This window comes from Streptomyces sp. NBC_00885 (assembly GCF_045207475.1).
GTDB lineage: Bacteria > Actinomycetota > Actinomycetes > Streptomycetales > Streptomycetaceae > Streptomyces.
Genome location: NZ_CP108796.1, coordinates 4,164,629 through 4,179,624, shown reverse-complemented (window position 1 = coordinate 4,179,624; position 14,996 = coordinate 4,164,629). Strand labels below are relative to the sequence as shown.

Here is a 14,996-nt window from a genome sequence, read left to right as displayed (position 1 = left end):
ACTGCGCCGACGGTGCGTGGCCTGAGGCCCTCATGACCGACCATCACGGGTCGCGGGTCGCTCAAGCCATGGCTGCCAGGCTCAAAGCCGCGCTCGACGGCAAAGGCTGGTCGGTTGCCCAGCTGTCGCGGATCAGCGGCGTCGCCCGCTACACGATCGCCAAGGCGATCGCCGGGGAGGCGTGGCCCGACCTGCTGACCATTGCCAACCTGGAAAAGGCGCTGGACTGTGATCTGTGGCCTGGCCGGGATGTATGACGTGGGCACCCAAGAAACGCTGGCTGCGGGCGGAACCTGGGGGCGGAGGGGCTGTTGGAGGCTGAACACGTTCAGGTCATCCCTTCGGGCGAAGGGCGGGACCATATTTCGTCGTGCGCTACCGGCGGAGCTCAGCCGCTCGTAAAATGCAACACGACGACCTGATCCGGCTCTGTGGAAAGTTCTCGGTGGGTTCGTCGCCGTTGGCCGCCACCTCGGACTGGACTCCTTGGTGGCGGCCTTCCTGGATTCTCGTGGTCAATCCTGCTGTGGTGGGGCGTACTGGTAGAAGGCATTCGGATGCTTGATCAGGTCCCCTGCCCTGGCCTGTTCATCCATGGCTACGCGAACGCTCTTGATCTTGGATGGCTCATTGAGGGCGTGGGCCATTTCGAGTGCCTTCCATTGCCGCTGTGGATCTTGGCTCATGAGGCGCAGGATGCGCATCTTGCGGGTGGGGGGTTGGGGGCCGCCTGCAGCGGAGGCCTCGGCTTGTTCGCGGGGAGCCTTGGGCTGACGCTGGTCGGGGATGCCTGATGTCTCCCACGACTCGGCGATGTCCTTCTGCTTCTTCAGGTTTCGTAGATAGCGGAGCACCTTGCGCAACTTGTAGCTGTCGCGCTGCATCTCGGCCTCCATCTCCTCTGCGAGTTTGATGTACTTATCGGGATTACTGGAGAGCTCACCCCAGGTAAGAGTTTCGATCACCGCAGAACCCTACCTATGAGAGAGCACAACTTACTCGCCTCGCAAGGGGTACTTCACCCGAAGTAGCGACACGACTAATTACCCGGTCGGGATGCTGGTGCCAACGGGCCAAAAAATACCGCTCGCGATCACATCCCTTGTCTGACGCGACGAAACGTTTCACTGTCTCGCCTGGGTAAATTGAGTTGTCAATACGGTTTGAGGTGAAGTTGTCATTTGCCAGTCCGGGTATTCCAAGGAAACCTTTCCGTCCCCTCGTGCCGTCGCGATTCATGAAATCGGGGCTACAGGGCCTGACTGCACCTGTGCTGCCGACGCAGGGTTGGGACAGACAGCCCCTGTCGGGACACGCCATCGGAATAGACAGGTCGGCGGCCAGATGTGGGCCGACGCCCGGGAAAGGCTGTGCTGCCCCCTGTGCGCGAGGCGGAGCGCCAACGAAACCGTGGACCTGTCGCGTGGCGGCGGTTCACCTGACGGCGGCGTCTTACGCAGCCTGCCCGAGGCAGTACAACCCCCAGGGGTTGAAGCGGCAGCAAGGACACACATTGTCCCAAGCCTCGGAACGTCTGGCAGGGGTGTGCAGGCAAGAGCTGGGACAGGGGATCAGGTACCCCTGGCTACTTCTGAAGGAAGGGAACAGACCGGTCTTCCACGCTTGGAGGTTGCTGTCCACGGGAGGACAGGGGAAGGCCTGGGCGCAGCTGTGCACCCGCGCGGCAAGGAAACTGACAGACAGGGCTGTCCCGGGTAGTGACCGGCGCGGCTGACGAAAGCAGCCGACGCTGACAAAGTCGCGACAGACCTCAGTGGTGTCGAGCCTCAGTGGTGTCGAGCGAGACGTCCAGACGCGAGGGCAAGAACGGCTGCCAGTGCGGCACACTGCCAGCACGAGGAAGAGACCGTTTGTGCCTGCCCAACCTCCGGCTACTGCGGCACCGGCCCAGGGGTGATCGCTGGCGCCACAGTTGCGGGAGCGGTGAGAGCACCCGCCGGCCTGTGCCGTCGGTAGCGGGGGTCTCACGGCGACAGGCTGCGCGGAGCTGTGAGCAGGCGCATGGTGTGCCGTTGGTGAGGATGGTCAGGCGGTAGGTGCCAGGATGAAGAGACCCGGTCGGTTGGCTGATGTCCTGATCGACTCATCCGCCGCTGACGAGCTCTTCTTGGGCCGCAAGAGCTTTTCTTGGAAGCACGTGTCGATCTGGGCCGAGGCCCGTTCGTAGTTGGGGTGAGGGCGGGAGCTGCCCGCACCGTCACGAGGAGCACCACCATGACGAAGTACATGCTGTCGGTCCACAGCGTCGAGGGCGAGGCCCGCGCTCCGATGACCGACGAGGAGATGCAGCAGTCCCACAAGCAGGTCGGCATCATCGAGCAGGAGATGAAGTCGCTCGGCGCCTGGGTGTTCTCCGGCCGACTGCACGGACCCGACACCGCCACCGTCGTGCGCATGTCCGACGGCAAGGTGCTGACCACGGACGGCCCCTTTGCGGAGGCCAGGGAACACCTTGGCGGCTTCTACATTATCGAGGCCGAGGACCTCGACGCCGCGATCGCCTGGGCGTCGAAAGTCACCGAGGCCATCAAGGCGCCGATCGAGGTCCGTCCCTTCGCGGGCTTCGCTGCGTAGCCCGGAGCCTGATCTTGCCGATCGTCGATGAGGCCGCGGTCGTCCGGATCTTCCGCGAGGAATCCGGCCGATCGGTCGCTGCTCTGATCCGCGTCTTCGGTGACATCGACGTCGCCGAGGATGCGGTGCAGGAGGCGTTCGCCGTCGCCCTGCGCACCTGGCCGGGCAGCGGTCTGCCGCCCAACCCGGGCGGCTGGATCACCACGACCGCCCGCCGGCGTGCCATTGACCGTCTGCGCCACGAGTCGCGTGAACGGGAACTGCTCGGCGAGGCGGCGGTGCTCTCGCCCGGCAACGACGATTACGGCACGCTCGAGGAGGCGGGACCCGTGCAGGACGACCGGCTTCGCCTCATCTTCACCTGCTGCCACCCGGCACTCTCCACGGAAGCGCAGGTGGCTCTCACCCTCCGGCTGCTCGGCGGCCTGTCGACCGCGGAGGTCGCGCGATCCTTCCTCCTGGCCGAACCGACGATGGCGCAACGCCTCGTGCGTGCCAAGCACAAGATCAAGGCCGCCCGGATCCCCTACCGCGTACCGGAGGATCACGAGCTGCCCGACCGCCTGCCCCAGGTACTGGCCGTCGTCTACCTCGTCTACAACGCCGGACTGACCGGAGCGGCCGAACAGGGCCTGTGCCCCGAGGCGATCCGGCTGGCACGGATCCTGACGACGCTCATGCCCGACGAGCCGGAGGTGGCCGGCCTGCTCGCACTGTTGCTCCTGACCGAGTCCCGTCGCTCGTCACGCATGCGGCCAGACGGCTCCCTGGTGCTGCTCGGCGAGCAGGACCGCGGCCGATGGGATCGGGGCTTGATCGAGGAGGGCCAGGCGATCGTCCGCCGGTGCCTTCGCCGCGACCACCCCGGTGCGTATCAGCTCCAGGCCGCCATCAATGCCGTACATGCGGACGCCGCGACATTCGAGCAGACCGACTGGTGGCAGATCCTCGCCCTGTATGATCAGTTGCTCGCCATCGCCCCCACGCCCGTCGTGGCTCTCAACCGTGCCATCGCCGTCGGTGAGGTGCAGGGCCCCGCCGCCGCACTGGCTCTGGTGGAAGAGCTGGACCTGGACAACTACCACCCGTTCCACGCCACGCGAGCCGATCTGCTGCGGCGGCTGGGCAGGAACAGCGAGGCCGCGGTCGCCTACGAGCGCGCCGCCTCCATGGCGCCGACGGACGCAGAGCGGGAGTTCCTCAGGCTCGGCGGCCGAGCTGCGCGCTGAGCGAACCGGCTTGCAGCGTGCGGGCATCGCGCGCATAGCTGCCTGCCGTCAGGGCGTGGCTCGGTGCCCCGTGCTCCGGAGGGGCGGAACCATGGGCTTGGTTTCGAGCAAGAGTTGGCGTGGGATCGCCCCTTATCCCTTTGTCCGCTACTGCTCGCTGACAAAAAGCCGGGCTTCGTCGATCAGTTCAGCCCAACGGGTCGCATCGCGGTCGTGGATCACGACCCACTCTCGGAAGGTCCGCCCGGCCGGCGCGAACGGCTGGCCGGCACCGTCCGCAATGAGCTGTTCGACGCGCTCGTGGGGGAGTTTGACTACGAGGTCACCTGACCGGGGATCGCAGGAGGCAAAGAAGGCGCCGGAGACCCGCAGGCAGGGGAACCCCATCATCGTGCCGGTCGTCACATCCGGGTGGGCGAGTGCTGGTGTGGTGACATCTGTGAAGAAGTCGGTAGGGCAGTCGGACATCGGTGGTCTCCCAGGGTGGTGGATTTCAGTGGCGGAGACGCAAGACCGAAAGCGATGCTTCCACCGGCCCGCCGGCCAGGGAACGCGGACACAGGCTACGGTCGCTGCCCGCGCAAGCCGGCCCACGTAGTCCTTTCCCCCGTCGGGCTCCGGCATCAGCACGGCCGCCGACATCACCGAGCGCCTCGCTTATGAAGACGCGCCCTGCTCGTGCGGACGAGAATGCACTGGATGCCGGAGCCATTCAGGGCGTCGACGAAGCGGATGTTCCCCTCAGCGGGGATCCCGACGTACTCCACTCCCTCGACCTGAAGGCAGCGCACCATCAAGTGCGCGACATCTTCTGTCGCAGTTCCTGGGCCTTGCGGGTCGGGAGTGCGGGTGGGTGTCCATGCGCCGAGCGTAGACACAGGCCGACGCTCCGATCTCGCACTGGCCACCAGTCGGGTGAATGCGCTGGATCCTGATGCATCTGGCCGCCCTGCTCAAGCAGTCCGGTTCGGCGGCGTACATACGGCCCTTTGGCATCCCGGCCCGGGGGAACCAGCGCGCCGAGTGGGACTGCCGGTTCTACTACCCGAAGCCCGGACACCGGGGCGAACAGGTGGCAGTGCCGCGTCCACACGCGGCCGGAAGCACATGGGCCCACGGGGCCTCTGCGTCCTCGGATCGGGGGGCCCGGTGTCGTCGCGGCGGACGCGCGTTGCCTTTGTCCCGGCCTCCAGCACAGTCGGTCGGCGCGGGAGCCACGAGGATCGGACGTCAAATAAATACCCTCAAACACTGGTATTTGGCCCTACTGTTCGGTGTTGGCCAGTGGTCTGCCGTTCCGTGAAGAGCGCAAGGGATCCCATGGGCAACACACACGATGAGGGGGAGCCTTCCTCGGCAGATGAGCCGGCCGCCAGCGCAGGCGAGTCGGGTCGGCGCGGGGCGGACGAGACGCCTGCGGAACGAAGTGACGCGACGAGCGTGCACAAGGGCGGTATCAGTGGCACCCCGTCGTCTGCCGGTCAGGAGGCGACTGGCCGCCGGGAACGCAGTCTTTCCGCGGGCGAGCCATCCGACGGGCACGAAAGGGAGGACCGTTCCCCGCAGACTCCGGTGGCGGGCTCAAGGCCGACGACATCGAGGGCGCGGGCTGCGGACATGTTGCGGGTGGGCCCACCGGCCGGACCGTCCCGGCCGGGATTCTGGCGAAGTCCTCTGCGGGGACCGTGGCTGACATCCGTATTCGGCGCAGTTCTGCTCGTCGGTATCCCGGTGTTGTTCGTGACCGGGCTGCTCTCCTACGCCGCCTACAACCCGGATCTCGCGGGCAATGACCAGACCCCCGACAAGGGGTGGTTGGGCTTCTATCTCTTCGCCTGGCCAACCGATCCGTACTGGCTCTACCGCCTCAACCAGGGCATCCATGTCACGCTCGGCATCGTGCTGATCCCGGTGCTGCTCGCGAAGCTGTGGTCGGTGACCCCCCGGCTGTTCGCCTGGCCCCCTGTGAGATCACTCAGCCAGGTGCTTGAACGGCTCTCGCTGCTGCTGCTCGTGGGTGGCGTGTTGTTCGAATTCGCCACCGGTGTGCTCAATATCCAGCTGGACTACATCTTCCCCGGCTCCTTCTACGTCCTGCACTTCTACGGGGCCTGGGTGTTCATCGGCGCCTTCATCGTGCATATCGCCTTCCGCATGCCCCTGGTGATCCGGACACTGCGCAGCGGCGGCCTCCGCGACGAGCTGCGCACGCCCGCCGACCGCACGCAAGCAGCACCCGCGGACGAGACCGGCCTGGTGACACCGAACCCGGCTCCGCCGACGATGTCGCGGCGGGGTGCTCTGGGCATGGTGGGTGCGGGCTCCCTGCTACTGCTCGCAGTGACGGCCGGGCAGAGCATCGGCGGGTCCCTCAGATCCACCGCCCTTCTCGCCCCGCACGGCCAGGAGCCCGGGCCGGGTCCGAACGGTTTCCAGATCAACAAGACCGCCGCCGGTGTGGGAATTCGTGCCCGCGACATCGGACCCGACTGGCGGCTGGTCGTACGGGGCGGGGGCCACGAAAAGATCCTCACCCGCGACCAGGTGCTGGCATTGCCGCAGCACAGTGCGGCGCTGCCCATCGCCTGCGTGGAAGGGTGGTCCACCGACGACCAGGAGTGGAGCGGGGTGCGGCTGGCCGACCTCGCCGCACTCGTCGGCTTCGCCGACTATGCACCGGGTGTGTTCGTCGAATCCGCCCAGCGCAGCGGGGCCTTCCGCTCGGCCATGCTGCGCGACAACCAGGTCCGCGACGCGCGCTCGCTGCTGGCGCTGCGGGTCAACGGAGCCGACCTGTCGCCGGATCACGGGTATCCGGCGCGAGTCATCATCCCGGCCAACCCCGGTGTCCACAACACCAAATGGGTCACCCGACTGACCTTCGGGGAGAGCGCATGAGCGGCTTTCGAGCCCGCTACGGAGCCTCTCCCCTGCACCTGCTCCTGGTGCTCTGCTCCTTCGCCCTGACCGGGTACGCGGGAATCCGGCTACTGGACGGGGACCAACCGTGGATGGTCGTGGCGTGGTTCGTCGGAGCGGCCCTCCTGCACGACCTGGTCCTGCTCCCGCTCTATGCGCTCACCGACCGCGCCGCCCAGACCGTATTGGGCCGACCCCCAGATCCTGCAGCTCAAGGCGACGACAACCCGCCGATGCGGGGATGGATCAACTACGTCCGAGTGCCTGTCTTCCTGTCCGGTGTCCTGCTCCTGACCTACTTTCCCCTGATCCTGGGACAGGTGGAAATCTTCACCGCATACACCGGCCTCCCCGACGACGTGTTCCTCGGCCGCTGGCTGCTGATCAGCGCCGCACTGTTCGGCCTCTCCGCTCTCCTGCTGCTGGTCCGTATGCGGTCTTCCCGCCCGACCAGGCGGGCGCCGGAGCCGAACCGGGAATCCACACCCGGCATGGAGTCGGACGAACCGGATGAGCCGGATTAGGACGAGGACGACGAGTCGTTTCCGGACACCTGCGACGAGTGTGGGCTCGCGGCCTCACCCGCCGGCTTCGAGATTTCTGCCGACCACCTCGAGCGTGCGCTTGAGTTCGTCTGTCGGACTGAACTCGACAACCTCAGTGCCTTCGAAGATCTCGGGGGTGTGGCCCGGCGGCACGTAGTAGGCGTCACCGGCCAGGAAGGCCTCCTCGCCGTCGGCGGTCCTGAACACCACCTTCCCCTTGAGTACGTAGCCCCAGTGGGAGCACTGGCATCGATCGTCAGGCAGTCCCTTGAAGAACGGGGCCAGATCTGCGGTCTGAGTGTAGGTTTCGAAGCCCACCGTGTATCCGCCTTCGAGGTCATCGAAGTGGCCTTCGTAGCCCTCGATTCGGACGGTCTCGGCGGCGGTCTTCTTTGATGACTTCGGCATTTTTGGCCTCCTTTTCTCTTCGCTCTCCCGCTTCCGATTGCCGTCGCTTCAGGCAGCGGGGACGGTGCACGACCGCTCAGGCCGGTGCAGCGGTCGGTAGCGCGGCGGTCAGCTCCTGCTCGGCCTCATCCAAACGTCCGGTGACCAGATGGATGCCTGCACAGCACGACCCACAGAACGCCGACAGTGCCGCCATGCCGACCTGCAGGTAGGGCTGCCCGTGAGCACCCGGCTCAGGAAGGCCGTACGTGCGCCGAAAGGCTCCCACGGCATCCGCCCAGCGACCGACGCGCTCCGCGTCTCCCAGCAGATCGACAGCTTCCATCAGGGCGCAGCACGCCTCCCCGATACTCTGCGGGTCACGCCCCTCCCCGGCAGTCGCAGCAGCCATCGACTCGTCCAAGTGAGCGAGACCGCCGTCGACAGCGCCCTTTTCGACTTCCAGCACGCCCAGCCGGGCGAGTGCCACGATTTCCAGATCGGCATCTTCGTCTCTGCGCGCCAGCCCCACCGCATCGCACAGCAGAGCTGCTGAACGACCGACGTCGCGGAGGGCTTCGGCCGCTGCGACGCTGGCCCATCCCCGTCCCGCAACGCCGTCTGACCGGTTGGCCATGCTCTGCGCCCGAGCCAGCCAGCCGTCGGCCGCCACATCGTTGCGGTACAGGCCGCGGTACTCCCGCGCCAGCCATACCGCGATCTTTACTGCCTCGCCGAAACGCCCGTCCTTGCGAAGCTCGGCATAGGCCCGCGTACGGGCCTCAATCGCTCCGTCGGCATCCTTGAGCCACCACAGGGCCTGCCCCAGGCCGTCCAGAGCCTCCGGTGACCCGTGGCCCCCGGCCACGGCAGCCTCGAAGGCTTCCTTGGCCGCCGGCCAGTCCCCCGAGGTGAGGGCGCGCTCACCAGCCTCACAGGGATCGAGCAATTTCCGGACCATACAGAGATTATCCGCCGAAATAGGGCCTTGTGAGAGGCTTCGCACGCCATCCACGGACGAGCTGCTGGACCTGCGCCTTGAGCTGGTCACGCTCTTGCTTCGCACAGCCCAGATCGGCACGCAGGGGCTTCGTTGTCGCGGTGGGATCGGAGTCACCCTCTGCGACCGATTCAACCTCCGCGAGACCGAGCGCGCTCCGTCGTCCGCTACGCGCGTGTCATGGCCAGACGGCCAGGGCTGACGACGTTCCGTCGGCCGGCCCGCGAGGCTTCCTTGCCGTGGCCCGGCAACGAAGGTGCACCGCGGATGCGAGCTTGGAACCTGTCAAGATTCCGTAAGGAACGGGTATGGTTCCCAGCGGTGTGCCGGGAAGCCTGGTCGGCGAATTCGAGAGAGCTCTCTTTGCCGATCGGGGGACACCGTCATGGTGCTCGTTGCTGTCTTCGGAGTCGCACTGCTGATCGCGGTGCTGCTCTCCGGGCTTGCTGCCCGTACGGTCCTGTCCACCTCGCTGCTTTTCCTCGTCGGCGGGGCTCTGGTCAGTGACGGCTTTCTCGGTCTGATCCACATCACAGCGGACAGTGGGATCGTCGCCGTCACCGCGGACCTCGCCCTGTTCGCCGTCCTTTTCACCGACGGGATGCACGTCTCCTTCCCGAAGCTCCGCGCCAACTGGAAGAACCCGGCACGCGCACTGGGCCTTGGCATGCCGCTGGCGTTCGTCGGCATGGCCCTGGTCACGCACTACGTGGTGGGTCTGGACTGGACGACGTCGTTCCTTGTCGGTGCGGTGCTCGCGCCCACCGACCCGGTGTTCGCCTCGGCGATCGTGGGCCGCAAGGAAGTCCCCGCCAAGCTGCGGCAGTTGCTCAATGTCGAGAGCGGCATCAACGACGGCCTCGCCCTGCCCATCGTCCTGATCCTCATCGCCGCGGCCGGTCCCACGGCGGGCCACGCCGAGGCATCGCTCGCGAAGATCGGGCTTGAGCTGGGTCTTGGACTGGCCCTCGGCATCCTGCTGCCTCTGTTCGTCACCAGCCTCGTACGGTTCCGGCTGCTCGGCGCGGAGCCGAAGCTTCAGCCGCTGCTGCCGCTTGCCATCGGGATCATTCTGTACGGGCTGTGCCACCTCACCCACGCCAACCCCTACCTCGCGGCCTTCTCCGCCGGAGCGGTCCTCACCGCGGCGTCTCCTGAGGCGAAGGCGGCGTTCGAGCCGCTCGGCGAGGCGCTGGCCGAGCTGGCCAAGTTCGCGGCCCTGCTGGTCTTCGGCGCGCTGCTGACCCCGCAACTGTTCGGCGAGCTGTCCCTCGGCGGATACGTCGCCGCGGTCCTGGCGATCGTGCTCATCCGCCCGGCGTCGCTGCTGATCTCGCTCATCGGGACGCGATTCGACCGACGGGAGAAGCTGGTCGCCGCCTGGTTCGGGCCGAAGGGCTTCGCATCGGTGGTCTACGGACTGCTGGTGCTGCAGTCCGGCATCCCGCACGGCCAGGAGGCGTACACCCTCATCGCGGTCTGCATCGCGGCCTCGATCATCGCCCACAGCAGCACGGACGTGCCGATCGCGCGCCTCTTCCACGTCGAGGACCTGACGGGCATCCCTGCCGACAACGACGCAGCGGAAGTTCACCACAGCAAGGAGGTCGGCCATGCTCGCGCGTGACCTCGCAGAGCCCCACCCCTCCTTCTCGACGGACGACAGCGCGGTGGATGCGGCACGGCTGCTGACCGAGCACAAGCTGCCCGCGCTGCTCGTGCTCGATACGGACCAGCTACTGGAAGACCCGCGGCGGGCAGCCGCGATCGACGACCGGCACCTCGCCGACGTCACTGAGAAGATCGCGGGTCGGACCGTCACCGAGTGGCTTCCGCCGTACACGCCGCCGGTGGTCGGGCCCGACGCGGGAGCCCTGCAGGTGGCAGCACTCGTGGCACGGACCCATACCCCACTGGTCGCCGTCACCGAACGCGACGGGAACCAGGCCCGGCTGGTGGGCGCCATCACGGCCGCCCGCCCGTTGGAACGACTCATCGGAGGATCGTGAACGACTGGCAGAGCTGGGCCGCGATCGTCGTCTTCGTCGGCACGTACGCCCTGATCATCAGCGAGAAGATCCACCGGGTGGCGGCCGCCCTCGGTGGCGCCGGGCTGATGCTGGCGATCAGGGCGACCGACGACGAGTCCGCCTTCTACTCCGAGCACAGCGGCATCGACTGGAACGTCATCTTCCTGCTGATGGGCATGATGATGATCGTCGGCGTGCTGAAGAAGACCGGCATGTTCGAGTACCTGGCCATCTGGTCTGTGAAGAGAGCCAAGGCCAGGCCCTTCCGGGTGATGACCATGCTGGTCGTCATCACTGCGGTGGCCTCGGCGCTGCTCGACAACGTCACCACCGTGCTGCTGGTCGCTCCGGTGACCCTGCTGGTGTGCGAACGGCTCGCCCTGCCCGTCGCCCCGTTCCTGATCGCCGAGGTCCTGGCCTCCAACATCGGCGGTATGTCGACCCTCGTCGGCGACCCGCCCAACATCATCATCGCCAGCCGGGCCGGCCTCACCTTCAACGACTTCCTCGTCCACCTCGCGCCGCTGTCCGCCCTGCTGATCGTGGTCCTGATCGCGCTGTGCCGCTTCCTGTTCCGCAAGTCCTTCGTCTACGACGAGGACCGCGCGGCCGAGGTGATGGAGCTGGAGGAGCGCGAAGCCATCCGCGACCCCCGGCTCCTCGTCCAGGGCCTGATCGTGCTCACCCTGGTCGTCGCCGGATTCGTCCTGCACCCGGTGCTCCACTACGAGCCCAGCGTCGTCGCGCTGCTGGGCGCCGGCCTGCTCATCGCCCTGTCCACCGCGGAGACCGGGGAGGTGCTGACCGAGGTCGAGTGGCCCACCCTTGCCTTCTTCGCCGGGCTGTTCATCATGATCGGCGGCCTGATCGAGACCGGCGTGATCGGCGAGGTGTCCACGGCACTCGCCGACGCCATCGGCGACAACGAGCTGGGCGGCTCCATGCTGCTGCTCGGCGCCTCCGCCGTGCTGTCCGGCATCATCGACAACATCCCGTACGTCGCCACCATGGCGCCCATCACGAGCGACCTGGTCGAGGCGATGGGCGGCGACACGAACCATGTCATGTGGTGGGCCCTGGCCATCGGCGCGGACCTCGGCGGCAACGCCACCGCGATTGGCGCCAGCGCCAACGTCGTCGTCCTCGGCATCGCCGAGCGCAACCGCACCCCCATCTCCTTCTGGCAGTTCACCAAGTACGGACTCGTCGTCACCGTCGTCACGGTGGCGATCTCGGCCGGGTACGTCTGGCTGCGCTACTTCGCCCTGGCCTGACCGATGACCACATGGATACAGGCGGCCCTCGCCTGCAGCATCGTCGCGGCCGCGCTCGTCATCCGCACTGCACTCGGTGAGATACGCCGGCCTGGCACCGCCCGACAGCAATGGCGGTTTCTGTCGAACAGAACGGCCGTGGTGGCAGGTGCCGTCTCTGCCGCTGCCCTGGGGTCAGCGCTCGTATGCGGCACAAGCGATCCGCGCCATTCCGTGTGGGCGCTGCTGGGCGGGACGCTGACCGCGTTCATCGTCGACCGGCTCACGGACCGAACGAGGGACCGCCGGGAATGAACAGGGCCGGTGGGCACGCGCGCTGTATGTGTCGCGTCAAGGTCATCGCCGGGAGCCCGGCAATGACCGACGCTGGGAACAGGGACATGACGAGCAGACGAGGAGCCGGCCGTGCGCGCACGAGACCTGGCAGTTGAGTACGAATCGGTGAGCGTCGGCAGCGACGCGCTGGAGGCGGCCCGGCTGATGGCCGAGCACAAACTCCCCGGGCTTCTGGTGCTGGACGAGCACGGGGAACCCAAGGCGATCCTGCCCGCCTCCCAGATGGTCAAGGTCCTGGTGCCCGAGTACGTGATCGAGGACCCGACGCTGGCCGCGGTCGTCGACGAGAAGCACGCGGACCGCCTGTGCCAGGCCCTGGCCGGACGCAGTGTCGGCGACTGCCTCCCCAGCACCCCGTCCCCGCCGCCCATCGCGGATCCCGACGACACCGCGCTGGAGGTGGCGGCGCTCATGGCACGGGTCCGCAGCCCGCTGGTGGCCGTGGCCGAGAAGGCCAAGGACGGCACCCATCTGCTCGGGGTGATCACAGCGGCCCACCTGCTGCACGAGCTCCTCCGCGCGTCGGGCGGCTCCAGCGGCACGCTCCGGGCGTAACCGGTTGGACCTTCCCCTTTTGACCATTCCTTCTGCTTCGGAGATCCGCCGATGCCCTTGTCCCTAGTTCTGCTTGCCGCCTGGGCCGTGGCTTTCCTGACGCTCAATGTGATCCTTTGCGTACGCGTGTGGCGCATACGGGACCTGCCCACGTGGCGCCGGTTGTTGCCCGCTGGGCTGCTGTGCGCGGCGCTGGCCGCCAGCCTCACGCGGGCCGCCGGAATCACGGTGATCGCATCAACCGTCGCCTTCCCTCTGAATATGGCGACGCTGGTTGTCGCGTACGGCGAGATCCGGGCGCACCGGCGCTCGGCGAGGGCGGACAACCGTGCCAGGGAATTGGCGCCGTGACCCCGGCTCAATTGCGGCTTCCCAGGGGCTGCAGCAGGGTCCGGTCCATACGCCCCAGGAGTAGCTGTGCGCTGATGACGCCGTGTATCCGGGTGCCTCCCTCCTCCCGTTCAGCCACTACGACCCCGAGCGACTCGGTCCGCAGCAAGAGCAGCAGGACCTGTGGGCTTCCGCGAACGGCCCCGTGAGAGAGAGCAGCCCCGGCTCTACGCCACCTTTGCACGGTGCAAGCGAAATGGGACCTGCACCTGACGCGAGCCCGCAATATGGCTCAACTGCCCTGCGGCGCGGCCATGTCCGTCCAGCCCAACGGATACAAGCCACCGGCCGCCGCAGCCGGTACGGCCGGCTCTCCGCCGGCCTCGGTGAACGCGGTCAGCGCACCGATCAGCGCGGAGCGCTGTTCCGGGGCGAGACGCTCCACGATCGACGCGATCTCCTGTCGGCGCCTGGCGGTGACGTCCTCGACGAGCGTGCTGCCCTCGAGCGTCAACTGCAGCACGGTTTCACGACGGTTGTCGGGATTGGTCTGCCGGTCTGTCAGGCCGGCCGAGATAAGCCGGTCGACCATGCGCATCGCGGTCGACGGCTTGACTCCGAGGCGCTCGGCAAGCTCCACGAGCTTGGCCGGGCCATGGGTGGACAGCACCACCAGCAGCCGGAACTGGGGCAGCGTCACCCGGTCCTCGACTGCAGCCAGGGAGCGCGCCGAGACGGCGACCAGCAGCCGGGACGCCGTCAGCACCGCACGGGTCACCGCGTCGACGTCATCCATGCCCTGTGAGGGCTGCGCTTTCTCAGCCATGCCCCCTTTCTACCGTGCTCTGGCCATGCCTCGGCTTCCACCCCGGTGTCCCGACCAGAACGGGTCCGTCACCACCTGTGGTATCTGAGCAAGAGCATGGCGGCATCATCGTGGAGCGGTCCTTCGACGTGCTGGACGAGGTCGCGGCGCAGCGTCTGAAGAGCTGTCTCGGGGTCTGGGTCCTTGAGAGGCCGACTCGCTCGCCGAGGGGGCAGAAGCGATTCCTGCGGTCCCGGGCCTCCGTGACGCCGTCGGTATAGAGCAGCAGCTGATCGCCGGGGGTGAAATCTGTCGTACGGTTGCGGTGCGTCTTTGCCGTGGATGTCGAGGCCGAGGGGCAGTGTATTGCGGGGTGGTGCGGCGAAGTGGACCGCGCCGTCGGGGCGTACGACCACAGGCGCGGGGTGGCCGTAGTTGAGCAGGGTGGCGCTTCGGTCGCCGCTCACCTCGGCCAGCACAGCGGTGACGAACCTCGCCCTGCAGCTCCCTGTCCACCGCCCGTTCGATCCGTGCCCCGACCCGTTGCAGGTCGGGTTCATTGTGTGCGGCCTCGCGGAAGGCGCCGAGCACGAGGGCTGCGGTCTCCACGGCTTCCAGGCCCTTGCCCTGCACGTCCCCCACGATCACCCGGACCCCGTCCGGTGAGGCGACGACCTCATACAGGTCCCCGCCAATGCGCGCTTCGGCGACCGCCGAGGTGTATGAGACGGCCACGCGCAGATGTCCGGCACTGCGCGGAACCGGCCGCAGCAGCACGCGCTGTGCGACTTCCGCGATCGAGCGCACACCGGCGAGCTCGGCCTCCCGTTTCTGCCGCATGACCGCGGCCAGCAGCCCGGCGGCGGTCACCCCGGCAACCGATGCCAGCGCGGTGAAGCCCCGGCGGCCGACGAGCAGTTGGCGTACAACCCGAGCCCCAGACACACAACGAGGGCCAGCCCTCCGATCAGGGCCGTGCGCGGCGAACTCC

15 protein-coding genes and 1 pseudogene are annotated in these 14,996 nt (G+C 67.4%); 10 read left to right on the top strand and 6 right to left on the bottom strand.

The genetic code is table 11. The annotated features are described in order from the left end of the window. Nucleotides 1-32: 32 nt before the first annotated feature. A complete protein-coding gene (locus OHA61_RS18910) occupies nt 33-257 on the top strand; it encodes a multiprotein-bridging factor 1 family protein (RefSeq protein WP_406304017.1) in 225 nt (74 codons plus the stop codon). 258 nt (nt 258-515) lie between these two features. On the opposite strand, the gene OHA61_RS18905 is transcribed toward OHA61_RS18910, so the two are convergent. Further along, a complete protein-coding gene (locus tag OHA61_RS18905; protein ID WP_406304016.1) occupies nt 516-965 on the bottom strand; it encodes a hypothetical protein in 450 nt (149 codons plus the stop codon). Between the two features lie 1,270 nt (nt 966-2,235). Between OHA61_RS18905 and OHA61_RS18900 the strand changes: the two genes are divergently transcribed. Next, nucleotides 2,236-2,595: a YciI family protein gene (locus OHA61_RS18900; protein ID WP_406304015.1), complete on the top strand. Its 360-nt coding sequence runs from the start codon at nt 2,236-2,238 to the stop codon at nt 2,593-2,595. A 14-nt stretch (nt 2,596-2,609) separates the two neighbouring features. Next, nucleotides 2,610-3,824 carry an RNA polymerase sigma factor gene (locus OHA61_RS18895; RefSeq protein ID WP_406304014.1) on the top strand — a complete coding sequence of 405 codons (1,215 nt, stop codon included), beginning with the start codon at nt 2,610-2,612 and terminating at the stop codon, nt 3,822-3,824. A 147-nt stretch (nt 3,825-3,971) separates the two neighbouring features. On the opposite strand, the gene OHA61_RS18890 is transcribed toward OHA61_RS18895, so the two are convergent. Next, nucleotides 3,972-4,292: an MmcQ/YjbR family DNA-binding protein gene (locus tag OHA61_RS18890; RefSeq protein WP_406304013.1), complete on the bottom strand. Its 321-nt coding sequence runs from the start codon at nt 4,290-4,292 to the stop codon at nt 3,972-3,974. A gap of 1,149 nt (nt 4,293-5,441) precedes the next feature. Between OHA61_RS18890 and OHA61_RS18885 the strand changes: the two genes are divergently transcribed. After that, complete coding sequence (locus tag OHA61_RS18885) at nt 5,442-6,722, top strand: molybdopterin-dependent oxidoreductase (RefSeq protein ID WP_406304012.1); 1,281 nt, start codon at nt 5,442-5,444, stop codon at nt 6,720-6,722. Then, nucleotides 6,719-7,267, top strand: coding sequence for a hypothetical protein (locus tag OHA61_RS18880; RefSeq protein WP_406304011.1), 549 nt, complete (start codon nt 6,719-6,721; stop codon nt 7,265-7,267). The genes OHA61_RS18885 and OHA61_RS18880 overlap by 4 nt, the downstream gene beginning before the upstream one ends. A gap of 54 nt (nt 7,268-7,321) precedes the next feature. On the opposite strand, the gene OHA61_RS18875 is transcribed toward OHA61_RS18880, so the two are convergent. Together OHA61_RS18875 and OHA61_RS18870 are read right to left on the bottom strand one after the other, a co-directional pair. Further along, nucleotides 7,322-7,696 carry a hypothetical protein gene (locus OHA61_RS18875; protein WP_406304010.1) on the bottom strand — a complete coding sequence of 125 codons (375 nt, stop codon included), beginning with the start codon at nt 7,694-7,696 and terminating at the stop codon, nt 7,322-7,324. A gap of 76 nt (nt 7,697-7,772) precedes the next feature. Then, entirely contained in the window at nt 7,773-8,636 is an 864-nt protein-coding gene (locus OHA61_RS18870; RefSeq protein WP_406304009.1) for a hypothetical protein, read from the bottom strand. Between the two features lie 424 nt (nt 8,637-9,060). Between OHA61_RS18870 and OHA61_RS18865 the strand changes: the two genes are divergently transcribed. The 5 genes from OHA61_RS18865 (at nt 9,061) to OHA61_RS18845 (ending at nt 13,221) form a co-directional block, all read left to right on the top strand. Continuing rightward, the gene (locus tag OHA61_RS18865) at nt 9,061-10,302 is read left to right on the top strand and encodes a cation:proton antiporter (protein WP_406304008.1); all 1,242 of its coding nucleotides are present in this window, start codon (nt 9,061-9,063) and stop codon (nt 10,300-10,302) included. Further along, nucleotides 10,289-10,684, top strand: a complete 396-nt coding sequence (locus OHA61_RS18860) for a hypothetical protein (RefSeq protein ID WP_406304007.1) — start codon at nt 10,289-10,291, stop codon at nt 10,682-10,684. The genes OHA61_RS18865 and OHA61_RS18860 overlap by 14 nt, the downstream gene beginning before the upstream one ends. Further along, nucleotides 10,681-11,979, top strand: coding sequence for an SLC13 family permease (locus tag OHA61_RS18855; protein WP_406304006.1), 1,299 nt, complete (start codon nt 10,681-10,683; stop codon nt 11,977-11,979). The genes OHA61_RS18860 and OHA61_RS18855 overlap by 4 nt, the downstream gene beginning before the upstream one ends. A gap of 405 nt (nt 11,980-12,384) precedes the next feature. Beyond that, on the top strand, nt 12,385-12,870 hold the full coding sequence (locus tag OHA61_RS18850) for a CBS domain-containing protein (protein ID WP_406304005.1): 486 nt from the start codon (nt 12,385-12,387) through the stop codon (nt 12,868-12,870). Nucleotides 12,871-12,921: 51 nt separating this feature from the next. Beyond that, nucleotides 12,922-13,221, top strand: a complete 300-nt coding sequence (locus OHA61_RS18845; protein WP_406304004.1) for a hypothetical protein — start codon at nt 12,922-12,924, stop codon at nt 13,219-13,221. 271 nt (nt 13,222-13,492) lie between these two features. Here the strand turns inward: OHA61_RS18845 and OHA61_RS18840 are convergent, their stop codons facing one another. Continuing rightward, nucleotides 13,493-14,026, bottom strand: a complete 534-nt coding sequence (locus OHA61_RS18840; protein ID WP_406304003.1) for a MarR family winged helix-turn-helix transcriptional regulator — start codon at nt 14,024-14,026, stop codon at nt 13,493-13,495. A gap of 68 nt (nt 14,027-14,094) precedes the next feature. Then, nucleotides 14,095-14,985: pseudogene (locus OHA61_RS18835) on the bottom strand (PP2C family protein-serine/threonine phosphatase); the annotation flags it as partial. Nucleotides 14,986-14,996 lie beyond the last annotated feature (11 nt).